The sequence below is a fragment of the Variovorax sp. Soil_C_19 genome (genome assembly GCF_057657255.1).
On sequence record NZ_JBDGIV010000018.1, the window covers coordinates 1 to 17,881 of the forward strand.

Annotated in this window: 16 protein-coding genes; 11 read left to right on the top strand and 5 right to left on the bottom strand. The window is 68.8% G+C overall.

Going from position 1 to position 17,881, the window contains the following annotated elements:
• Positions 1 to 96 precede the first annotated feature (96 nt).
• Together galU and AC3A6R_RS24060 are read right to left on the bottom strand one after the other, a co-directional pair.
• Entirely contained in the window at positions 97 to 987 is an 891-nt protein-coding gene (galU, locus tag AC3A6R_RS24055; protein ID WP_487858461.1) for a UTP--glucose-1-phosphate uridylyltransferase GalU, read from the bottom strand.
• Between the two features lie 107 nt (positions 988 to 1,094).
• Positions 1,095 to 3,992, bottom strand: a complete 2,898-nt coding sequence (locus AC3A6R_RS24060; protein WP_487865828.1) for a valine--tRNA ligase — start codon at positions 3,990 to 3,992, stop codon at positions 1,095 to 1,097.
• A gap of 104 nt (positions 3,993 to 4,096) precedes the next feature.
• On the opposite strand from AC3A6R_RS24060, the gene yaaA reads away from it, so the two are divergent.
• The 8 genes from yaaA (at position 4,097) to AC3A6R_RS24100 (ending at position 11,546) form a co-directional block, all read left to right on the top strand.
• Complete coding sequence (gene yaaA, locus AC3A6R_RS24065) at positions 4,097 to 4,879, top strand: peroxide stress protein YaaA (RefSeq protein ID WP_487865829.1); 783 nt, start codon at positions 4,097 to 4,099, stop codon at positions 4,877 to 4,879.
• Position 4,880: 1 nt separating this feature from the next.
• Positions 4,881 to 5,723 carry a 2OG-Fe(II) oxygenase gene (locus AC3A6R_RS24070; protein ID WP_487865830.1) on the top strand — a complete coding sequence of 281 codons (843 nt, stop codon included), beginning with the start codon at positions 4,881 to 4,883 and terminating at the stop codon, positions 5,721 to 5,723.
• 4 nt (positions 5,724 to 5,727) lie between these two features.
• Positions 5,728 to 6,627 (top strand): alpha/beta fold hydrolase, encoded by a 900-nt coding sequence (locus AC3A6R_RS24075; protein WP_487865831.1) that lies wholly within the window; start codon positions 5,728 to 5,730, stop codon positions 6,625 to 6,627.
• Positions 6,624 to 7,511 carry an NADPH-dependent 7-cyano-7-deazaguanine reductase QueF gene (queF, locus tag AC3A6R_RS24080; RefSeq protein ID WP_487858456.1) on the top strand — a complete coding sequence of 296 codons (888 nt, stop codon included), beginning with the start codon at positions 6,624 to 6,626 and terminating at the stop codon, positions 7,509 to 7,511. The genes AC3A6R_RS24075 and queF overlap by 4 nt, the downstream gene beginning before the upstream one ends.
• 31 nt (positions 7,512 to 7,542) lie before the next feature.
• The gene (locus AC3A6R_RS24085) at positions 7,543 to 8,430 is read left to right on the top strand and encodes a LysR family transcriptional regulator (RefSeq protein ID WP_487865832.1); all 888 of its coding nucleotides are present in this window, start codon (positions 7,543 to 7,545) and stop codon (positions 8,428 to 8,430) included.
• 113 nt (positions 8,431 to 8,543) lie between these two features.
• Positions 8,544 to 9,698, top strand: coding sequence for a mandelate racemase/muconate lactonizing enzyme family protein (locus AC3A6R_RS24090; RefSeq protein ID WP_487865833.1), 1,155 nt, complete (start codon positions 8,544 to 8,546; stop codon positions 9,696 to 9,698).
• Positions 9,699 to 9,831: 133 nt separating this feature from the next.
• The gene (locus AC3A6R_RS24095) at positions 9,832 to 10,836 is read left to right on the top strand and encodes a Bug family tripartite tricarboxylate transporter substrate binding protein (RefSeq protein WP_487858453.1); all 1,005 of its coding nucleotides are present in this window, start codon (positions 9,832 to 9,834) and stop codon (positions 10,834 to 10,836) included.
• Entirely contained in the window at positions 10,836 to 11,546 is a 711-nt protein-coding gene (locus tag AC3A6R_RS24100) for an arylmalonate decarboxylase (RefSeq protein WP_487865834.1), read from the top strand. The genes AC3A6R_RS24095 and AC3A6R_RS24100 overlap by 1 nt, the downstream gene beginning before the upstream one ends.
• A 3-nt stretch (positions 11,547 to 11,549) precedes the next feature.
• Here the strand turns inward: AC3A6R_RS24100 and AC3A6R_RS24105 are convergent, their stop codons facing one another.
• Together AC3A6R_RS24105 and AC3A6R_RS24110 are read right to left on the bottom strand one after the other, a co-directional pair.
• Positions 11,550 to 12,917, bottom strand: a complete 1,368-nt coding sequence (locus AC3A6R_RS24105) for an MmgE/PrpD family protein (RefSeq protein ID WP_487865835.1) — start codon at positions 12,915 to 12,917, stop codon at positions 11,550 to 11,552.
• Between the two features lie 200 nt (positions 12,918 to 13,117).
• Positions 13,118 to 14,284, bottom strand: coding sequence for an acyl-CoA dehydrogenase family protein (locus tag AC3A6R_RS24110; protein WP_487858450.1), 1,167 nt, complete (start codon positions 14,282 to 14,284; stop codon positions 13,118 to 13,120).
• 221 nt (positions 14,285 to 14,505) lie between these two features.
• On the opposite strand from AC3A6R_RS24110, the gene AC3A6R_RS24115 reads away from it, so the two are divergent.
• Both AC3A6R_RS24115 and AC3A6R_RS24120 read left to right on the top strand, forming a co-directional pair.
• The gene (locus AC3A6R_RS24115) at positions 14,506 to 14,685 is read left to right on the top strand and encodes a DUF3606 domain-containing protein (RefSeq protein ID WP_337295628.1); all 180 of its coding nucleotides are present in this window, start codon (positions 14,506 to 14,508) and stop codon (positions 14,683 to 14,685) included.
• Between the two features lie 164 nt (positions 14,686 to 14,849).
• Entirely contained in the window at positions 14,850 to 15,527 is a 678-nt protein-coding gene (locus AC3A6R_RS24120; protein ID WP_487865836.1) for a hypothetical protein, read from the top strand.
• Here AC3A6R_RS24120 and AC3A6R_RS24125 read toward each other — a convergent pair.
• Positions 15,473 to 16,717, bottom strand: coding sequence for a DNA topoisomerase IB (locus AC3A6R_RS24125; RefSeq protein WP_487865837.1), 1,245 nt, complete (start codon positions 16,715 to 16,717; stop codon positions 15,473 to 15,475). The genes AC3A6R_RS24120 and AC3A6R_RS24125 overlap by 55 nt on opposite strands.
• A 120-nt stretch (positions 16,718 to 16,837) precedes the next feature.
• Between AC3A6R_RS24125 and AC3A6R_RS24130 the strand changes: the two genes are divergently transcribed.
• Positions 16,838 to 17,881: a purine-nucleoside phosphorylase gene (locus AC3A6R_RS24130; RefSeq protein WP_487865838.1), complete on the top strand. Its 1,044-nt coding sequence runs from the start codon at positions 16,838 to 16,840 to the stop codon at positions 17,879 to 17,881.

The following is a 17,881-nucleotide window of genomic DNA, read 5'->3' on the forward strand; positions in this document are numbered from 1 at the left end:
CGCTCGCCTAACGAAAAATGCCCCGCTCTCGCGGGGCATCTCGATCTAAGCGGGCGGCAGACTATTTACACAGACTGCGCGGGGCCCCTTTCCGTTTCAGAGCTCGAGGCTCTTGAGGTATTCGCGGAACTGGCCGCCGACCTCGGGGTGCGCGAGTGCCAGTTCCACCGAGGCCTGCAGGAAGCCTTCCTTGCTGCCGCAGTCGTAGCGCGTGCCCTTGTAGGCATAGGCGTAGACCGCTTCCTTCTTCATCAGCGCGGCGATGCCGTCGGTGAGCTGGATCTCGCCGCCCGCGCCCTTGGGCTGGTTGCGTATTTCGTCGAACACACCGGGCGTGAGGATGTAGCGCCCCGCCACGCCAAGGCGCGACGGCGCGTCCTCGGGCTTGGGCTTCTCGACCATGCGGTCGACCTTCACGAGGTCGTCGCCGATCGATTGGCCGGCCACGATGCCGTAGCGCTTGACGTGTTCCAGCGGCACTTCCTGCACGGCGAGCAGCGAAGCGCCGAGCTTTTCGAAGGCGGCCGTCATCTGCGCCAGCACCGGCTCGCCACCCGACGGGCCGACCATCAGGTCGTCGGCCAGCAGCACGGCGAAGGGCTCGTTGCCCACCAGGTGCTCGGCGCAGAGCACCGCATGGCCGAGGCCCAGCATGCGAGGCTGGCGCACGTAGGAGCAGGTCATGTCGTCGGGCATCACCGAGCGCGCGATGTCGAGCAGCGCGGTCTTGCCGCTGGCTTCTAGCTGGCTCTCCAGTTCGTAGGCCGTGTCGTAGTGGTCTTCGATGGCACGTTTGTTTCGGCCAGTTACGAAAATCATGTCGCGAATGCCCGCTGCGTAGGCTTCCTCAACCGCGTACTGGATGAGTGGCTTGTCGACAACCGGCAGCATTTCCTTTGGCTGCGCCTTGGTGGCGGGCAGGAAGCGGGTGCCGAACCCGGCAACGGGGAATACGGCCTTGCGGATGCGTGTCGAGGGTGTGGGCATGGACAGTTCGGGCGTTTGTTCGTTCGGTTGAAGAAGAAGGTTTACGGTCGAAAAGCGGCATCTAAATGCCGCCTTCTTATGCTAAACCCTGCCCGAATTGACATGTGTCAGCCGAGGCGCACAAGTTGGTCGCGCAAACGCTCCAATGTGGCGCTGAAATCGGCCAGCCGCTTGCGCTCCTGGTCGATCACCGCGGCCGGCGCCTTCGCCACGAAGGCCTCGTTGCCGAGCTTGCCGTTCACTTTCTGGACCTCGCCCTCGACGCGCGCGATCTCCTTGCCGATGCGCAGCTTCTCGGCGGCCTTGTCGATCTCCATGTGCAGGCACAGCCGCGCCGTGCCCACCACCGCCACGGGCGCAGCCTCGGCGGCCGCGGCCCACGAGTCCTCGTCGTCGAAGACCTTCACTTCCTTGAGCTTGGCGAGCGCCTGCAGCACTGGCGCCGCATCGCGCAGGAACGCCGCGCCCTCGGCATCGTCGGCCACCGCGTAGAGCGGCAGGCGCGTGGCGGGCGACACGTTCATCTCGCCGCGCAGCGTGCGGCAGGCGTCCACCAGCGCCTTGAGCCGCGCCACGTGCGCCTCGGCGGCCTCGTCGATCTTCGCGGGCTGGCTCTGCGGATAGGCCGCCACCATGATCGATTCGCCTTCGCGCCCGGCCACCGGCGCCACCTTCTGCCAGAGTTCCTCGGTGATGAACGGAATGATCGGATGCGCGAGCCGCAGCAGCGCCTCGAGCGTGCGGATCAGCGTGCGGCGCGTGGCGCGCTTCTGCGCATCGTCGCCGGTCTGGATCTGCACCTTCGCGATCTCGAGGTACCAGTCGCAGAACTCGTCCCAGGCGAACTGGTAGATCGCGTTGGCGACGTTGTCGAGCCGGTATTCCTCGAAGCCCTTGGCCACTTCGGCCTCGACGCGCTGCAGCTGCGACACGATCCAGAAGTCGGCGCGGCTGAACTTCAGGTAGCCGTGCGCCGGTCCGCCGACGGCGCATTCTTCCTTCGTGTGCTCGCGCAGGCCGCAGTCCTGGCCTTCGCAATTCATCAGCACGAAGCGCGTCGCGTTCCAGAGCTTGTTGCAGAAGTTGCGGTAGCCCTCGCAGCGCTTGCTGTCGAAGTTGATGTTGCGCCCGAGCGAGGCGAGCGAGGCAAAGGTGAAGCGCAGCGCGTCGGCGCCGAAGGCCGGAATGCCGTCGGGAAACTCCTTCTGCGTGTTCTTGCGGACCGCCGGTGCGGTCTCGGGGCGGCGCAGGCCCTGCGTGCGCTTGTCGAGCAGCTCGGGCAGCGCGATGCCGTCGATCAGGTCGACCGGGTCGAGCACGTTGCCCTCGGACTTGCTCATCTTCTTGCCCTGCGCGTCGCGCACCAGGCCATGCATGTACACGTCGCGGAACGGCACCCTGCCCGTGAAGTGCTTCGTCATCATGATCATCCGGGCGACCCAGAAGAAGATGATGTCGTAGCCCGTGACCAGCACGCTCGAAGGCAGGTACAGGTCGAGCTCCGGCGTCTTCTCGGGCCAGCCGAGCGACGAGAAGGGCACCATCGCCGACGAATACCAGGTGTCGAGCACGTCCTCGTCGCGGCGGAGTTGCTTGCCCGGCGCCTTGGCCTGCGCCTCGGCCTCGTCGTGCGCCACGTACACATTGCCGTCCTCGTCGTACCAGGCCGGAATCTGATGGCCCCACCAGAGCTGGCGCGAAATGGTCCAGTCCTGGATGTTCTCCATCCAGTGGTTGTAGGTGTTGACCCAGTTCTCGGGCACGAAGCGCACTTCGCCCGACTTCACCACGTCGATGGCCTTCTGCGCGATCGACTGGCCGTCGGCGCCGGGCCGCATCATCGCCACGTACCACTGGTCGGTGAGCATGGGCTCGACCACCGCACCCGAACGCGTGCAGCGCGGCACCATGAGCCGGTGCTTCTTGATCTCGACCATGAGCCCGAGCGCCTCGAGATCGGCCACCACGGCCTTGCGCGCCACGAAGCGGTCCATGCCGCGGTACTTCTCGGGCGCGTTCTCGTTGATGGTGGCGTCGAGCGTGAGGATGCCGATCACCTCGAGCTCGTGGCGCTGGCCGACGGCGTAGTCGTTGTAGTCGTGCGCGGGCGTGACCTTGACCACGCCGGTGCCGAATTCCTTGTCGACGTAGTCGTCGGCAATGACCGGAATGAGCCGCCCCACCAGCGGCAGCCGCACGCGCTGGCCGATCAGGTGCCGGTAGCGCTCGTCTTCCGGGTGCACCATCACGGCCGTGTCGCCGAGCATGGTCTCGGGCCGGGTGGTCGCCACGGTCAGCGTGCCGCTGCCGTCTTCGAGCGGGTAGGCGATGTGCCAGAGGAAGCCGTCTTCCTCTTCGCTTTCGACTTCGAGGTCGCTGACCGAGGTCTTGAGCACCGGGTCCCAGTTGCCCAGGCGCTTGCCGCGGTAGATCAGGCCTTCTTCATGGAGCGCGACGAAGGTCTGCGTGACCACCTTCGAGAGGTCGTCGTCCATCGTGAAGTACTCGCGGCTCCAGTCGACCGTGTCGCCCATCCGGCGCATCTGGCGGGTGATGGTGTTGCCGCTCTTTTCCTTCCACTCCCAGACCTTGGCGACGAAGTTTTTGCGCGCCTCGGCCGGCGTCGGGCCCATGTCGTGGCGGCTGATCTTCTGTTCCTGCAGCTGGCGCTCCACCACGATCTGCGTCGCGATGCCGGCATGGTCGGTGCCCGGCACCCAGAGCGTGTTGTCGCCCTTCATGCGGTGGTAGCGCGTCAGGCTGTCCATCACGGTCTGGTTGAAGGCATGGCCCATGTGCAGCGTGCCCGTCACGTTGGGCGGCGGCAGCTGGATCGCGAACGACTCGGCACCGTCCTTGGACTGCTGCGTGCCGCGGAAGCCGGCACGGGCGTAGCCGCGCTGCTCCCACTCCGGGCCCCAGTGCGCCTCGATGGCGGCGGGTTCGAAGGATTTGGACAGGCTCTCGAGGCCGGGCTGGGCAATGGGGGAGATGGGTTCGCTCATGGCAAATGCAAAACGGCACCCTCGGGTGCCGCTGGTGACAGGGTGGGATTGCCGGCGATTTTACCGGCGGCCTTCATGTCGCGGTCGCCACTGATAATTCCGGCATGCTGTTCCTGCTCTCCCCTGCGAAGTCGCTCGACTACGACACCCCCGTTCCCGCCGAGATCCCCGCCACCATTCCCCATTTCGAGGCCCCGCGCGGCCCCTCTGCCGAGCTGATCCGGCTGTTGCGCGAGAAGTCGCCGCAGCAGATCTCCGAACTGATGCACCTGTCCGACAAGCTCTCGGCCCTGAACGTGGCGCGCTACCAGGCCTGGGCCGGCAAGAGCACGCCGAAGAACGCGCGCCAGGCGGCCTTCGCCTTCGACGGCGACGTCTATGGCGGCCTCGATGCGCGTTCGTTCACTGCCGCGCAGCTGGCCTGGGCGCAGGCGCACGTCTGCATCCTCAGCGGCCTGTACGGCGTGCTGCGCCCGCTCGACCTGCTGCAGCCCTACCGCCTCGAAATGGGCACGCCGCTTGCCAACCGGCACGGCAAGGACCTGTATGCCTTCTGGGGTACGCGCATCGCGGAGCTTCTGAACGAGCGCCTTGTGGCGGACCGCACCCCGGTGGTGGTCAATGTGGCGTCGCAGGAGTACTTCCGCTCGGTCGACCTGAAGGCGCTCAAGGCGCGCGTGGTCGAATGCGTGTTCGAGGAATGGAAGACCGACCGCTACAAGATCGTGAGCTTCCATGCCAAGCGCGCACGCGGGCTGCTCGCGCGCTGGGCCGTGCTGCACAAGGCCGCTACGCCGCGGGCGCTGGAAAAATTCGACCTCGAGGGTTATGGTTTCGACGCGCAGGCATCCCGTGCCGAGCGGCTCGTTTTCAGGAGGAAGACTTGAGATGTCACAGGCGATCAGTCCCGAGCTGAAGGAATGGCTGGTGTCGCAGCTTGCGGCAGGGCACTCGGTGCCTGCGCTGCGCGCGTCGATGCGCGAGGCCGGGTGGCAGGACGCGGCCACCGACCTCGCACTCGCGCAGCTCGAGACGGGCTTTCCCTCGCTCGAAGCCGTGCAGCCGCCCCGGCGCACCGAAATGCCCGGCCCCGACCTCGAGGGCGCGCCGCTCTACATCGACGCGGGAGACCGCCGCGTGCAGGTGCTGCAGACACTGCAGCATCCGCGCGTCGTGGTCTTCGGCAACCTCGTGTCGCCCGAGGAGTGCGAGACCCTGATCGCCGCGGCGCGGGTGCGACTCGCGCGCTCGCTCACGGTCGAGACGCGCACCGGCGGCGAAGTGCTGAACATCGACCGCACCAGCGAGGGCATGTTCTTCGAGCGCGGCGAGAACGAATGCGTCGCGCGCCTCGAAGCGCGCATTGCCCGGCTGCTGCGCTGGCCGCTCGAATTCGGCGAGGGCCTGCAGATCCTGCGCTATGCGCCCGGCGCCCAGTACCGCCCGCATTTCGACTACTTCGACCCCGACGAGCCCGGCACGCCCACCATCCTCAAGCGCGGCGGCCAGCGCGTCGCCACGCTCGTCATGTACCTGCAGGAGCCCGAGCAGGGCGGCGCCACCACCTTCCCCGACGTGGGCCTCGAAGTGGCGCCCGTGCGCGGCACCGGCGTGTTCTTCAGCTACGACGCGCCCGACCCCGGCACGCGCACGCTGCATGGCGGCGCCCCGGTTCTCGCGGGCGAGAAATGGGTCGCGACCAAGTGGCTGCGCGAGCGCGAATTTCGGTAGGCGCATGAAAGTTCGCGCCAATGGCCTGCAGATCGAGGTCGACGACACCGGCGGCGAGGGCCGCCCCGTGGTGCTGCTCATCATGGGCCTGGGCATGCAGCTCATCGGCTGGCCGAACGAGTTCGTGCAGGGGCTCGTCGATGCGGGCTTTCGCGTGGTGCGCCACGACAACCGCGATGCCGGCCTGAGCGAGGGCTTCGACCATGCCGGCACCGGCAACGTGGTGTGGGAAACCATCCGCCACCGCCTCGGCCTGCAGGTGCGCTCGGCCTACACACTGCAGGACATGGCGCGCGATTCGCTCGGCGTGCTCGATGCACTCGGCATCCCGCAGGCGCATGTCGTCGGCGCCTCGATGGGCGGCATGATCGCCCAGCACCTTGCGGCCGAGTGGCCCGAGCGCGTGACCCGCCTCGTGAGCATCATGAGCTCCAGCGGCGCGCGCGGCCTGCCGGGGCCGCGCAGCGACGTCGCGGCCATGCTTCTCAGGCGTCCGCTCGGCGGCGGCGAGGCCGACCTCGTTGCGCACAGCGTCCGGCTGCTCAAGCTCATCCAGAGCCCGACCTATCCGCAGAGCACCGAGGCGCTTTCCGAGCGCCTCACCTTCAGCATGCGGCGCGCCTACCGGCCGTCCGGCATCTTCCGGCAGATGCTCGCGATCGGTGCCGATACCGGCCGGCCTCAGCTGCTTGCGCGCATCAAGTGCCCCACGCTGGTGCTGCACGGCGAGTCCGATGCGCTGGTGCCGACCGCCTGCGGCGTGGACACCGCCAAGCGCATCCCGGGTTCCCGGTTCATCGGCATTCCCGGCATGGGCCACGACCTGCCGCCCGAGGTGTGCGCCATCCTCGTCAACCATATCGCGCCGTTCCTGAATGCGGCGCTGGAGCACCCCACACCATGAGCCTCGACAACATCCCCCCCAACGCCGGTTCCGGCCCCAACACGCCCGAGCAGTCGCAGCTCGGCCGCGCCTCGGACTACGCCGACAAGTACGACCCCACGCTGCTGTTCCCGATTCCGCGGGCCACCCAGCGCGAAGCCATGGGCATCCAGGCCGGTGCGCTGCCGTTCTTCGGCGCCGACCTCTGGACCGCGTTCGAGGTCAGTTGGCTCAACCTGCGCGGCAAGCCGCAGCTCGCCATCGCGCACTTCACCATTCCCTGCGAGACGCCCAACATCATTGAGAGCAAATCGTTCAAGCTCTACCTGAACAGCTTCAACAGCAGCCCGTTCGCCAACCTCGAGGCGGTGCGCGACCGGCTGCGTGCCGATCTGTCCGAAGCGCTCTGGCGCGGCAGCGGCCAGGCCGCGGGCATCGGCGTGAAGCTGCTCGCGCCCGACATGTTCGACCGCGAGCCGGTGCACGAGCTCGACGGGCTCGACCTCGACCGCCTCGACATCGAGTGCACCCACTACCAGCCCGCGCCCGAGCTGCTGTCGAGCGACACCAGCCAGCCGCCCGTGAACGAGACGCTCACGAGCCGGCTGCTCAAGAGCAACTGTCTCGTCACCGGCCAGCCCGACTGGGGCAGTGTGCAGATCCGCTACAGCGGCCCCGCCATCGACCAGGCCGGGCTGCTCGCGTACATCGTGAGCTTTCGCAACCACAACGAGTTCCACGAGCCCTGCGTCGAGCGCATGTTCACCGACATCTGGAAGCGCTGCGGGCCGAACAAGCTCGCGGTGTACGCGCGCTACACGCGCCGCGGCGGGCTCGACATCAACCCATTCCGCACCAGCTCGCCGCAGGCATTGCCGGCGAACGTGCGCACCGCGCGGCAGTAAACCCCGCGCGCATCCCGAGAGCCCGCTCGCCTTGTCCGCCGACCTCAAGTCGCTGCGCCTCTTCGCCGCCGTGGCCGACCACGGCAGCATCAGCGAAGGTGCCAAGCGCTGCCATATCGCGCTCGCCGCCGCGAGCAAGCGCATTTCCGACCTCGAGGCGCGCGCGAAGCTGCCGCTCCTGGTGCGGCATGCGCGCGGCGTCACGCTCACTTCGGCCGGCCACGGCCTCTTGCTGCATGCGCGCGCCGTGCTGTCGGCGCTCGACCGGCTCGGCGCCGAGTTCGACGACTTCCAGAACGGCGTGGCGGGCGTGGTCAGCATCACCGCCAACGCATCGGCCATTGCGCAGTTCCTGCCGGCGCAGATCGGCTCGTTCCTGCGGCTGCACCCGGTGCTCAAGATTGACCTGCAGGAGCGTGCGAGCACCGAGGTAGTGAAGGCCGTGCAGGCCGGCCTGGCCGACATCGGCGTGATCGAGGGCCAGACGCCCGCCGAAGGCCTGGAGTGCCTGCCCTACCGCAGCGATGAGTTGGCGGTGGTGGTCGCACGCGACCACCCGCTCGCGCGGCGCCGGCGCATCGGCGTGGACGAAATGCTGCGCCATGACCATATCGTGGTGCGCGAAGGCACGGCGCTGCACCGGGTGATGGTGGCCGCCGCGCTCGAGGCGCAGGTGCCGCTCAAGGTGCGCATGCAGGTGGGCAGCTTCGACATGGTCTGCCGCATGGTCGAGCAGGGCGTCGGCATCGGCCTGCTGCCCTATGCGGCGATCCTCCCGCAGCTGCAGATCCTCAAGCTGCGCTGCCTCAAGCTCGATGCGCCCTGGGCCGCGCGCCGGCACCTGCTGTGCGTGCGCCGGCTGAACGAGCTGACCGTGGCCGCGCGCTCGGTGCTCGACCACCTCGGCCGGCCCGACTGACGCCGCGCCGACGCCGAGCCTTCGCGCCGCACGAAGGCTCGCGCTCGCCAAAAAAGAATTGTTCTCCCGCGGCCGCCGCGCAAAGATGCGTGCAAACCAAAGGAGACATGCACTTGAAGATCGTTCGCGTCAGCGCCACGCCACTGAACATTCCCGTCACCATCGACGTGGTCGGCCTCAACAAGCAGACATCGCTGTCGCTGTGCCTCACCGAGATCGAGACCGACACCGGTCTCGTCGGCCACGGCATGACCGCCATCACCGAGGAAGAGATCATTGCCGCCGCCGTGCGCGACGTGGCCGGCCCGGCGCTCATCGGCGAAGACCCGATGGCCACCGAGCGGCTCTGGGAGAAGCTCTACTGGCTGCTCTCGCCGCGCGGGCAGACCGGCTATGCGAGCCACACCATCGCCGCGCTCGACATCGCGCTGTGGGACCTGAAGGGCAAGGCGCTCGGCCAGCCGCTGTGGCGCCTGTTCGGGGGCGCACGCGGCAAGGTGCCGGTGTATGCCACCTTCGGCTTCGGCTTCTTCGAGCGCGACCAGCTTGCCGCCGCTGCGAAGCTGTGGGTGTCGCAGGGCTTCCAGCGCCTGAAGATGACCGTCGGCAACCACGCGCTCGCGCGCCGCGACGAGCCGCGCCCGCTCGACGAGGTGATCGCCGAGGACGTGCGCCGCGTCGCCGCCGTGCGCGAGGCCGTCGGCCCCGACGTGAAGCTCTACGTCGACGCCAACTGCGGCCTCGACCTGTTCCATGCGAGCGAACTCGCGCAGCGCATCGAGCCCTACGGCATCAGCTTCTTCGAGGAGCCGCTGACGCAGAACGACGTGCGCCAGATGGCGACGCTGCGCAGCCGCACGCGCATTCCGCTCGCCTGCGGCCAGAACGAAGGCCTGGCCTTCCGCTTCCGCGACCTGCTGGTGAACCAGGCCGCCGACGTGCTGCAGCCCAATGTGACGATCTCGGGTGGCTATTCGCAGTGCCTGAAGATCGCCGGCATGGCCGCGGCCTTCAACGTGCCGATCGACAACGGCGGCGCCTGGCCGTTCCACAACATGCACCTGCATGCGGGCGTGTCGAACGGCGGGCTGGTCGAATACCACTATGTGGCGGTGGAGATGCTCAAGCAGATCTTCGACGGCCTCCCGGTGCCCGAAAACGGCTGGCTGACGCTGCCCGAGGCACCGGGGCTGGGCTTCTCGCCCAATGCCGACCGCGTGCGCGAACTCGCCAAGCTGCCCACCTCCGGCGGCAAGGGCAAGGCATAGGAAGGACGCCCCCCGTTGCGCCTTCGGCGCTTCCCCCACTGGGGGGCGCACCCGGCGGCCGGGCAAAGCCCGTTCCGCGGGTGCACTTGAATAGAGCCGCGCAGACGGCATTGACAGAAAACCTGGAGACATGATGAAAGCTAGAGAAATCACTCGCCCCGCCCGTCGCCACGCCTTGCGCACGGCCACGGCCCTCGGCCTTGCGACCTTGCTCGCGGCTCCCGCCGCCTGGGCCCAGAAGTACCCCGACAAGCCGATCCGGCTCGTGGTCGGCTATTCGGCCGGCGGCGGGGTCGATGCGGTCGCGCGGCTGCTCGGCACCCGGCTTGCCACCGTGCTCGGGCAGCAGGTGCTGGTCGACAACCGCACCGGCGCCACCGGCATGATCGCGGCCGAATTCGTCGCCAAGTCGGCACCCGACGGCTACACGCTCATGATGGGCGACAGCGCGCTGCTGGCCGCCAAGCTGCTGCAGCCCAGGGCCTCGGTCGATCCGCTCACCAGCTTCAGGCCGGTGGCGGGCGCGTTCGTCTCGCCGCTGATGATCGTCACGGGCAACGACTTTCCGGCCAAGACGCCGGCCGAATTCGTCAAGGAGCTCAAGGCCCGCCCGGGACACTACTCCTATGCCACCTCGGGCGTCGGGACGGTGCATCACCTGGGCTTCGAGATGCTCAAGCAGACCAGTGGCAGCAAGGTGGTGCACGTGCCGTACCGCGGCGCCGCGCAGATCGTGCCCGACGTGGTCGGCGGCCAGGTGCCGATCGGCGTGGTCAGCGCCACGGCCGGCATGGCGCAGGCCAAGGCCGGCAAGCTGCGCGCCATCGGCCTGATGAACACCGCGAAGCTCGAGGGCGCCGAAAGCGTGCCCGCAATGGCCGACGCGCTGCCGGGCTTCGACGTGGCGCCGCGCATCTTCGTGCTCGCGCCGGCCGGCACGCCCGACGAGGTCGTCGAGAAGCTGTCGGCCGCGGTCAAGGCCGTGCTCGACACGCCCGAAGCCGCTGCCGCGGCGACCGCCCAGGGCACGCTGCGCGCCTATGCCACGCCAGCGCAGCTCGGCAAGGACATGGCCGAGGAGACCAAGCGCTGGCAGCGCATCATCGCCGAGCAGGGCATCGTGGCCGAAGGCAAGTGATGATGGCCGTGCCCCACCTCGGCCTCATCGTGCCACCGGCCGCCGGCGCCGTGCCGGTGGACGGCCCGCTGCTCTACGGCGAGCGCATCCGCTTCAGCGCGCTGGGCCTCGGCCTCGGCGAGATCTCCACGCGCGGCTACACCGAGGTGATCGACACCGTGGTCGAGAAGGCCGTTGCGCTCAAGGCCGAGGGCGCGAGCGCGGTTTCGCTCATGGGCACCTCGCTGAGCTTCTTTCGCGGCGCGGCCTTCAACCGCGAACTGCAGGCCGAGATGGCCCGCGCCACCGGGCTGCCCTGCACGACCATGAGCAACGCCATCACCGGCGGGCTGCGCCACCTGGGCGTGCGCCGCGTGGCGGTGGCCACGGCCTACATCGACGAGGTCAACGCGCAGTTGCGGCGCTACCTCGACGACAGCGGCTTCGAGCCGCTCGCGCTCGAAGGGCTGGCGATCTCCGACGTGCAGGCCGTGGGCCAGGTGCCCACGCAGGTGCTCGTCGACCTGTGCCTGCGCGTGTTCGATGCGCAGCCCGGCGCGGACGGCATCCTGATCTCGTGCGGCGGCCTCGTCACGCTCGACGCGGTGCGCGAAGTCGAGGCGCGGTTGTCGGTGCCCGTGGTGTCGAGCTCGCCCGCGGGCTTCTGGGACCTCGTGCGCACGGCGGGGCTCGATGCGCGTTCGCCGGGGCAGGGGCGGCTGTTCGCCTGAAAGTCAGCCCAGCCATCGCGCCATGCGCGGCGTGGTCTCCAGCGCCCACACGCGCCCGCACAGCGCCTTCGCCTCCTCGGCGGTCACGCCTTCGCCGTACTGCGCCAGCCGCTGCATCTTGTCCTCGATCTCGGCGCGGCTCAGGCTGTTGCCCGGGTCGCCCTTGGGCTCGTCCACGCGGCCGTGCAGCGTGCGGCCGTCGGTGGTGCGCACGCTGACCTTGCCGATCCAGCGCCCGGGATAGGCCGCATCGACCTCGGCGTCGAGTGCCATCGCCACCTTGTCGCGGAAGGCAGCCACCTCGTCGGCGAGAAAGTCGCGGTCGAACTCGCCGAGGCCTGCGCGGCCATGCACCGCGATCAGCCCGAGCACCGTGCCCATCGAGAACTTGGCCTGGTGCACCGTGGCAGGCACCGCCACGCGCCCGAGCACGTCGATGGCGCCCTGGTGTACGTGCGCGATCACGTGCGACACGTCGGCCGGGCGGAGCCCGTGCGCGGTCATCACCTGCAGCAGCGCGTCGGCTGCGGGATGCGTGTGGCGGCACGAGGCGTGGTACTTGAAAGAGGTCTCGGCCAGCGCCCAGCGCATGCCGAGCCGGTCGACGAGCCGCGCCGGATTGGCATCGCTCGACATGCCCGCCGCCAGGCCCTGTGCGCCTTCGAGGATCTTCGCGGCGCCCGTGAAGCCGTCCTGCGCCAGGTAGGCCGACATCAGCCCGCTCGCGGCCGCATGCGCGCAGTGCAGTTGCTTGGAGTCCGCCGCGTCGCGCAAGAACTCCCAGAGGCCGGCCGACTGCGTGCCGGCCGAGCCGAAGGCGTGGAGCATCTGCGCGGGCGTGAGCGCGAGCAGGTTACCCACGGCCGCCGCGGCAGCGAGCGTGCCGGCCGTCGCAGTGGTGTGGAAGGTCTTGTAGTGCGAGCGCCCAAGGAACTCGCCCACGCGGATGCCCACCTCGTAGCCCGCGACCACCGCCGTGAGCAATTGCGCGCCGCTCGCGCCGAGGCTCTGCGCCACCGCGAGCGCGGGCGCGATCACCACCGCCGCCGGATGGAACACCGAGCCGTTGTGCACGTCGTCCTGCTCCACGAAGTGCGAGGCCGCGGCATTGACCAGCGCCGCGAACACCGGCGACGTCGTGCGGCGCGAGGTCAGCAGCTCGCTCGGCCCTTCGGCCGGTCCCATGGCCAGCGCGAAGCGCTCGATGCTGCGCACCGGCCGCGCGGCGCGTGCCGCGAGCACCGAGCCGAGCCAGTCGAGCACCAGGTCCTCGGTACGGCGCAGGACGGGCGCGGGAATGTCCGCGAGCTTCAACTCGGCGGCGAAGGTCGCAAGCACCTGGCTGGGATGGTCGATGGTGGCGGAAGTCATGAAGGATCCTTTCGTGGAACACCGAGGAACCGGCTTTGCCGGGCCGCTGGTGTTGCCCCCTTGAGGGGGAGGCGGCTACACGAAGTGAGCCGCTTCGGGGGTGGGCCTAGAACACCGAGGAACCGGCTTTGCCGGGCCTCAGGTGTTGCCCCGGTAGGGGGTGGAGAAGCGACACGAAGTGCGCGAAGCCTGGGGGCGAGTCAAAAAGACCGCGGCAGCCCGAGCATGTGCTCGGCCACGTAGCTCAGGATCAGGTTGGTCGAGATCGGCGCCACCTGGTAGAGCCGGGTTTCGCGGAACTTGCGCTCGATGTCGTATTCGCAGGCGAAGCCGAAGCCGCCGTGGAACTGCAGGCAGGCGTTGGCCGCCTCCCAGCTCGCCTTGGCCGCGAGGTACTTCGCCATGTTGGCCTGGGCTCCGCAGGGCTCGCGCGCATCGAACAGTCGGCATGCTTCGTAGCGCATCAGGTTCGCGGCCTCGATCTCGATGAAGGCCTCGGCGATCGGGAACTGAACGCCCTGGTTCTGGCCGATCGGGCGGCCGAACACCACGCGTTCCTTGGTGTAGGCGGTCACGCGGTCGATGAACCAATAGCCGTCGCCGATGCATTCGGCCGCGATCAGCGTGCGCTCGGCGTTGAGCCCGTCGAGGATGTACCTGAAACCCTGGCCTTCCTCGCCGATCAGGTTCTCGACCGGGATCTCGAGGTTCTCGAAGAACAGCTCGTTGGTCTCGTGGTTCACCATGTTCGGGATCGGGCGCACCGTCATGCCCTTTCCGATCGCCTCGCGCAGGTCGACGATGAAGATCGACATGCCTTCCGATTTCTTCTTCACCTCGGCGAGCGGCGTGGTGCGCGCCAGCAGGATCATCAGGTCCGAATGCTGGATGCGCGAGATCCAGACCTTCTGGCCGTTGATGACGTAGCGGTCGCCCTTGCGTACGGCGGTGGTCTTGATCTTCGTCGTGTCGGTGCCGGTGGTGGGCTCGGTCACGCCCATCGACTGCAGCCGCAGGTCGCCGCTCGCGATGCGCGGCAGGTAGGCGCGCTTCTGGGTCTCGCTGCCGTGGCGCAGCAGCGTGCCCATGTTGTACATCTGGCCGTGGCAAGCGCCCGAGTTGCCGCCCGAGCGGTTGATCTCTTCCATGATGACCGACGCCTCGGTGAGCCCGAGGCCGGAGCCACCGTATTCCTGCGGGATCAGCGCGGCCATCCAGCCGGCCTTGGTGAGCGCATCGACGAACTCGGCGGGATAGCCGCGCGCCTCGTCGACCCGGCGGAAGTACGCGTCGGGAAATTGCGCGCACAGCCCGCGCACCGCATCGCGGATGTCGGGAAAGTTCTTTTGGTCGTTGGCGTGGGTCATCGGCTTCGGTGTGGGTGGATGCTCCGAATCTATGCCGCTGCGCCCCTTCGTGGTTCAGCGATTGCGGAACCCAGCCTTCGGAAATTGCGAATGCCGGCGGTCGATTCGGACCTGTCCTGCATGCGCCCGCGCCGCCGTCCTCCAGCGCGGCAGCGGCCGTCTGGCGCATCGTTCATCGGCACTAAATACAGCGAACGCTGGCTGAAAAAGGAAACAACACCATGGCAGACGACCTGAGCAAACGCGGCCCGCAGGACCGCAGCCGCATCAACGTGAACGAGCCGCACGAGGTGCGCTACTGGACCCAGACGCTGGGCGTGACCGAGGCGCAGCTGCGCTCGGCCGTGGCGGCGGCGGGGGTCGAAGTGAAGGACGTCCGGGTCTACCTCGGCAAACCATAACCGTAGGCACGCTCCTACACCTGGCGCCGGGAGCGGGCACGATACTGCTTGCCTCTTCTTCGCTTCAGGACGCGCAACGTGAACGTGCCCCTTGCCGCGCCTCGCACCCCGGTGCGGGCCCACCCGAACATCGGCGCGGAGCCTTCTTCGGCTCCCCACGCGCGATGAAGGCCTCGCCCGGGGCCCGTAGCTGGATCGCCGCCGGCGTGCGCCACGAACTGCTGACGCGCGCGCTGCCCGCCTTGCGCCACGACATGGCCGCCCCCGTGTCGGTGATGCGCATGGCCCTCTTGATGCTCAAGCGCCAGGTCGGCGCGCCCACGATCGACGCCGCGGCGTGCGAGGAGCGCGTCGCGCTCATCGACCACCAGATGTCCGAACTCGTCGAAGGCATCCGCTCGCTGCGCGACTGGGAACTCGCCACCGCCGACGACGGCATCACGCGCAGTGCGCTGGTCGCCCAATGCGTCGGCCTGATGCGCGCAGCCTTCGACATGCACGGCATCACGCTCGACGTCGATCCGGCGCTTGCTTCAGGCACCGACGAGACGCGCTGGCCGCAGGGCGCGGCGCTGCGCTATCTGTTCCTGGGCGCGCTCGGCTACCTGCACGACGGCGAAACCGAGACCGGCGCGATCCGCATCGAAGCCCGCGGTGACGATGCGCTGTGCCTGGTCGGCACGCCGCGCGCATCGGGCGCCACCAGCCCGGTGCTCGATGCGCACCGCGCCCCGCGCGCGCTCGCCATCGACGCCATCGCGCTGCAGAGCCTGGCCGACGACCTCGGCTACACCGTCGCGCTGGAACGCGACAGCGTCTGCTTCTCCCTCGCGGCCGGCTGAGTCTTTCTGCGCGCGGCGGCCTTGCCGTTGCTGCGACTCGCGCGAAGCCCCCGCGCCAAGCGCAGCCGGTTCAATCGCAGGAACGCGAGCAACCGCTGCTCCGGCGCATGGAGGCCGCGCGTGCGGCCGGCCGTCGCGGTGCGCGCGGACATCTGGCGCAGCACCTCGGCCGACGGATCGCCCTCGGCGCCCGCGAGCGCGCTGCCGAGTGCGAGCACGGCCGGATGCACGTACGCCTTCTTGCACACAGCCGGCGTGTTGCCGAGCTGCTTCGCGACCGCCGCCAGGATCTCCTTGGCCGTGTAGCGGCTGCCGTCGGCGGCCGCACGGCCGGGCTCGCAGGCAAGCCGCGTCAGCTCCAACGCCTGCACCGTGCCGTGCCAGGTGCGGAAGTCCTTGGCGGTGAAGCGCTCGCCGGGCGAGGCTTCGGCCAGGTAGTCGTTCACGTCGGTCGACGAGACGCTGTGCAGCGTGCCGTCCTCGTCCTGGTACTGGAACAGTGCCTGGCCGGGCAACTGCTGGCACTGGCGCACCACCTTCGCGACGCGCGGATCGTCGAGCTTCGCCTCATGCATCACGCCGCTCTTGCCGCGAAAGCGCAGATTCAGCGCTGCACCCTTCACCGCCACATGCCGGTTGCGCAGCGTGGTGAGCCCGTAGGAGCGGTTGCTTTGCGCGTATTCCTCGTTGCCCACGCGCAGCAACGTGGTGTCGAGCAGCCGCACCAGCGCCGCGAGCACGCGGTGCCGGCCCGGCGCACCACCGCCGCCGCCGTCCTGCAGATCGCGTGCCACGCGCGCCCGGATGCGCGGCAGCGCGAGCGCGAAGGCTTCGAGCCGCTCGAACTTGGTCTCGTCCTTGTGGAGGCGCCAGTCGGGGTGGTAGCGATACTGCTTGCGCCCGCGCGCATCCATGCCGGTCGCCTGCAGATGGCCGTTCGGCAGCGGGCAGATCCACACGTCGGTGTAGGCCGGCGGAATCGCCAGCCGGCGGATGCGCGAGAGCTCGTCGGCGTCGCGCACCCAGCGACCTTCGGGATCGCGATAGCGGAAGTGGTCGCCATGCTTCAGGCGCTGGATGCCCGGCATGTCGGGGTTCACATAGACGAGGCCGTTGGCGATGGACGCGGCTGTGGGTGCCGGTTTCGAGGGCGGGGCGGTCGAGGAGGTCGGTTTGGAGCGGGCCGGCATGGGGGTTGCGTGGTGGCGTACCCAGCGCTTGTGCCTGCACCGACAATGGGCGCCTGTAGGACGCCGCAATCGCCACCGGTGCGATTGCGGCGCTTTCGTCTTCACTGGAGTTCCCGAAAAATGATGTCTGTTCCTCGACTGGCCGCCGTGTGCGTTGCGGCACTGTTCGCCGCCGGCTGCGCCGCACCCACCGCATCGACCGCGCCCGTGCCGCCCGCGCGCACGGCCGCGGCCGCACCGATCAAGGTGAAGGTTTTCGTGGCCGCCATGTTCGAGATCGGCCAGAACAGCGGCGACCGCGCGGGCGAGTTCCAGCATTGGTACGAGCGCTACTGGAAAGGCGCCCAGCCCGTCGCTGTGCGCGGCGCGCTGCAGCCGGCCTACTGCAATGCCGACGGCGTGTGCGGTGCGGTGCTCGGCATGGGCAAGGTCAATTCATCGGCTTCGATGCAGGCCATCCTGCTCGATCCGCGCTTCGACTTCTCCGAGGCGTACTACGTGATCTCGGGCGTGGCCGGCACGCCGCCCGCGCGCGGCACCATCGGCGAAGTGAGCTGGGCCACCTGGCTCGTCGACTACGACCTCGGCCACCGCTGGGCGCCCGAGGAGAACAAGCCCGGCGAACCCACCTTCATGCCGCGCAAAGGCTACGAGGAATACCGCCGCTTCAAGCTCGACCCCGACCTGGTCGGCTGGGCCATGAAGCTCAGCGCGAACACACCACTCAAGGATTCCGACAGCGCGCGCAAGTACCGCCTGCGCTACCCCGACACCGCCGCGCGGCGCGCGCCTTCCGTGACCACCGGCACCCACATGACCGGCGACACCTTCTTCCACGGCCCGGGCATGTCGAAGCAGGCGCAGTACATCGCCAAGCTCTACGGCGCCGACGACTACGTCATCACCGAAATGGAAGCTGCCGCGATCACGCTGGTGATCCAGCGCAGCCACGGCACCGGCCGCGTGATGAGCCTGCGCGGCGCCGTCAACTTCGACCAGGGCAATCCGAACGAGACCACGCTGCAGCACCTCGACCCGGCGCCCGGCGAGACGGCCGGCGGTTTCGCCGAGACGGTCGAGAACATCGCGCTCGTGGGCACGCGCGTGGTCGACCACATCGTCGCGAACTGGCCGCGGTGGCAGCGCGGCGTGCCGAAGCCCTGA

Bases quoted from the DNA above. Each gene is read 5' to 3' on its own strand.
- galU (WP_487858461.1), bottom strand. From the start codon at position 987: ATGCCCACACCCTCGACACGCATCCGCAAGGCCGTATTCCCCGTTGCC.
- AC3A6R_RS24060 (WP_487865828.1), bottom strand. From the start codon at position 3,992: ATGAGCGAACCCATCTCCCCCATTGCCCAGCCCGGCCTCGAGAGCCTG.
- yaaA (WP_487865829.1), top strand. From the start codon at position 4,097: ATGCTGTTCCTGCTCTCCCCTGCGAAGTCGCTCGACTACGACACCCCC.
- AC3A6R_RS24070 (WP_487865830.1), top strand. From the start codon at position 4,881: ATGTCACAGGCGATCAGTCCCGAGCTGAAGGAATGGCTGGTGTCGCAG.
- AC3A6R_RS24075 (WP_487865831.1), top strand. From the start codon at position 5,728: ATGAAAGTTCGCGCCAATGGCCTGCAGATCGAGGTCGACGACACCGGC.
- queF (WP_487858456.1), top strand. From the start codon at position 6,624: ATGAGCCTCGACAACATCCCCCCCAACGCCGGTTCCGGCCCCAACACG.
- AC3A6R_RS24095 (WP_487858453.1), top strand. From the start codon at position 9,832: ATGAAAGCTAGAGAAATCACTCGCCCCGCCCGTCGCCACGCCTTGCGC.
- AC3A6R_RS24100 (WP_487865834.1), top strand. From the start codon at position 10,836: ATGATGGCCGTGCCCCACCTCGGCCTCATCGTGCCACCGGCCGCCGGC.
- AC3A6R_RS24105 (WP_487865835.1), bottom strand. From the start codon at position 12,917: ATGACTTCCGCCACCATCGACCATCCCAGCCAGGTGCTTGCGACCTTC.
- AC3A6R_RS24110 (WP_487858450.1), bottom strand. From the start codon at position 14,284: ATGACCCACGCCAACGACCAAAAGAACTTTCCCGACATCCGCGATGCG.
- AC3A6R_RS24115 (WP_337295628.1), top strand. From the start codon at position 14,506: ATGGCAGACGACCTGAGCAAACGCGGCCCGCAGGACCGCAGCCGCATC.
- AC3A6R_RS24120 (WP_487865836.1), top strand. From the start codon at position 14,850: ATGAAGGCCTCGCCCGGGGCCCGTAGCTGGATCGCCGCCGGCGTGCGC.
- AC3A6R_RS24125 (WP_487865837.1), bottom strand. From the start codon at position 16,717: ATGCCGGCCCGCTCCAAACCGACCTCCTCGACCGCCCCGCCCTCGAAA.
- AC3A6R_RS24130 (WP_487865838.1), top strand. From the start codon at position 16,838: ATGATGTCTGTTCCTCGACTGGCCGCCGTGTGCGTTGCGGCACTGTTC.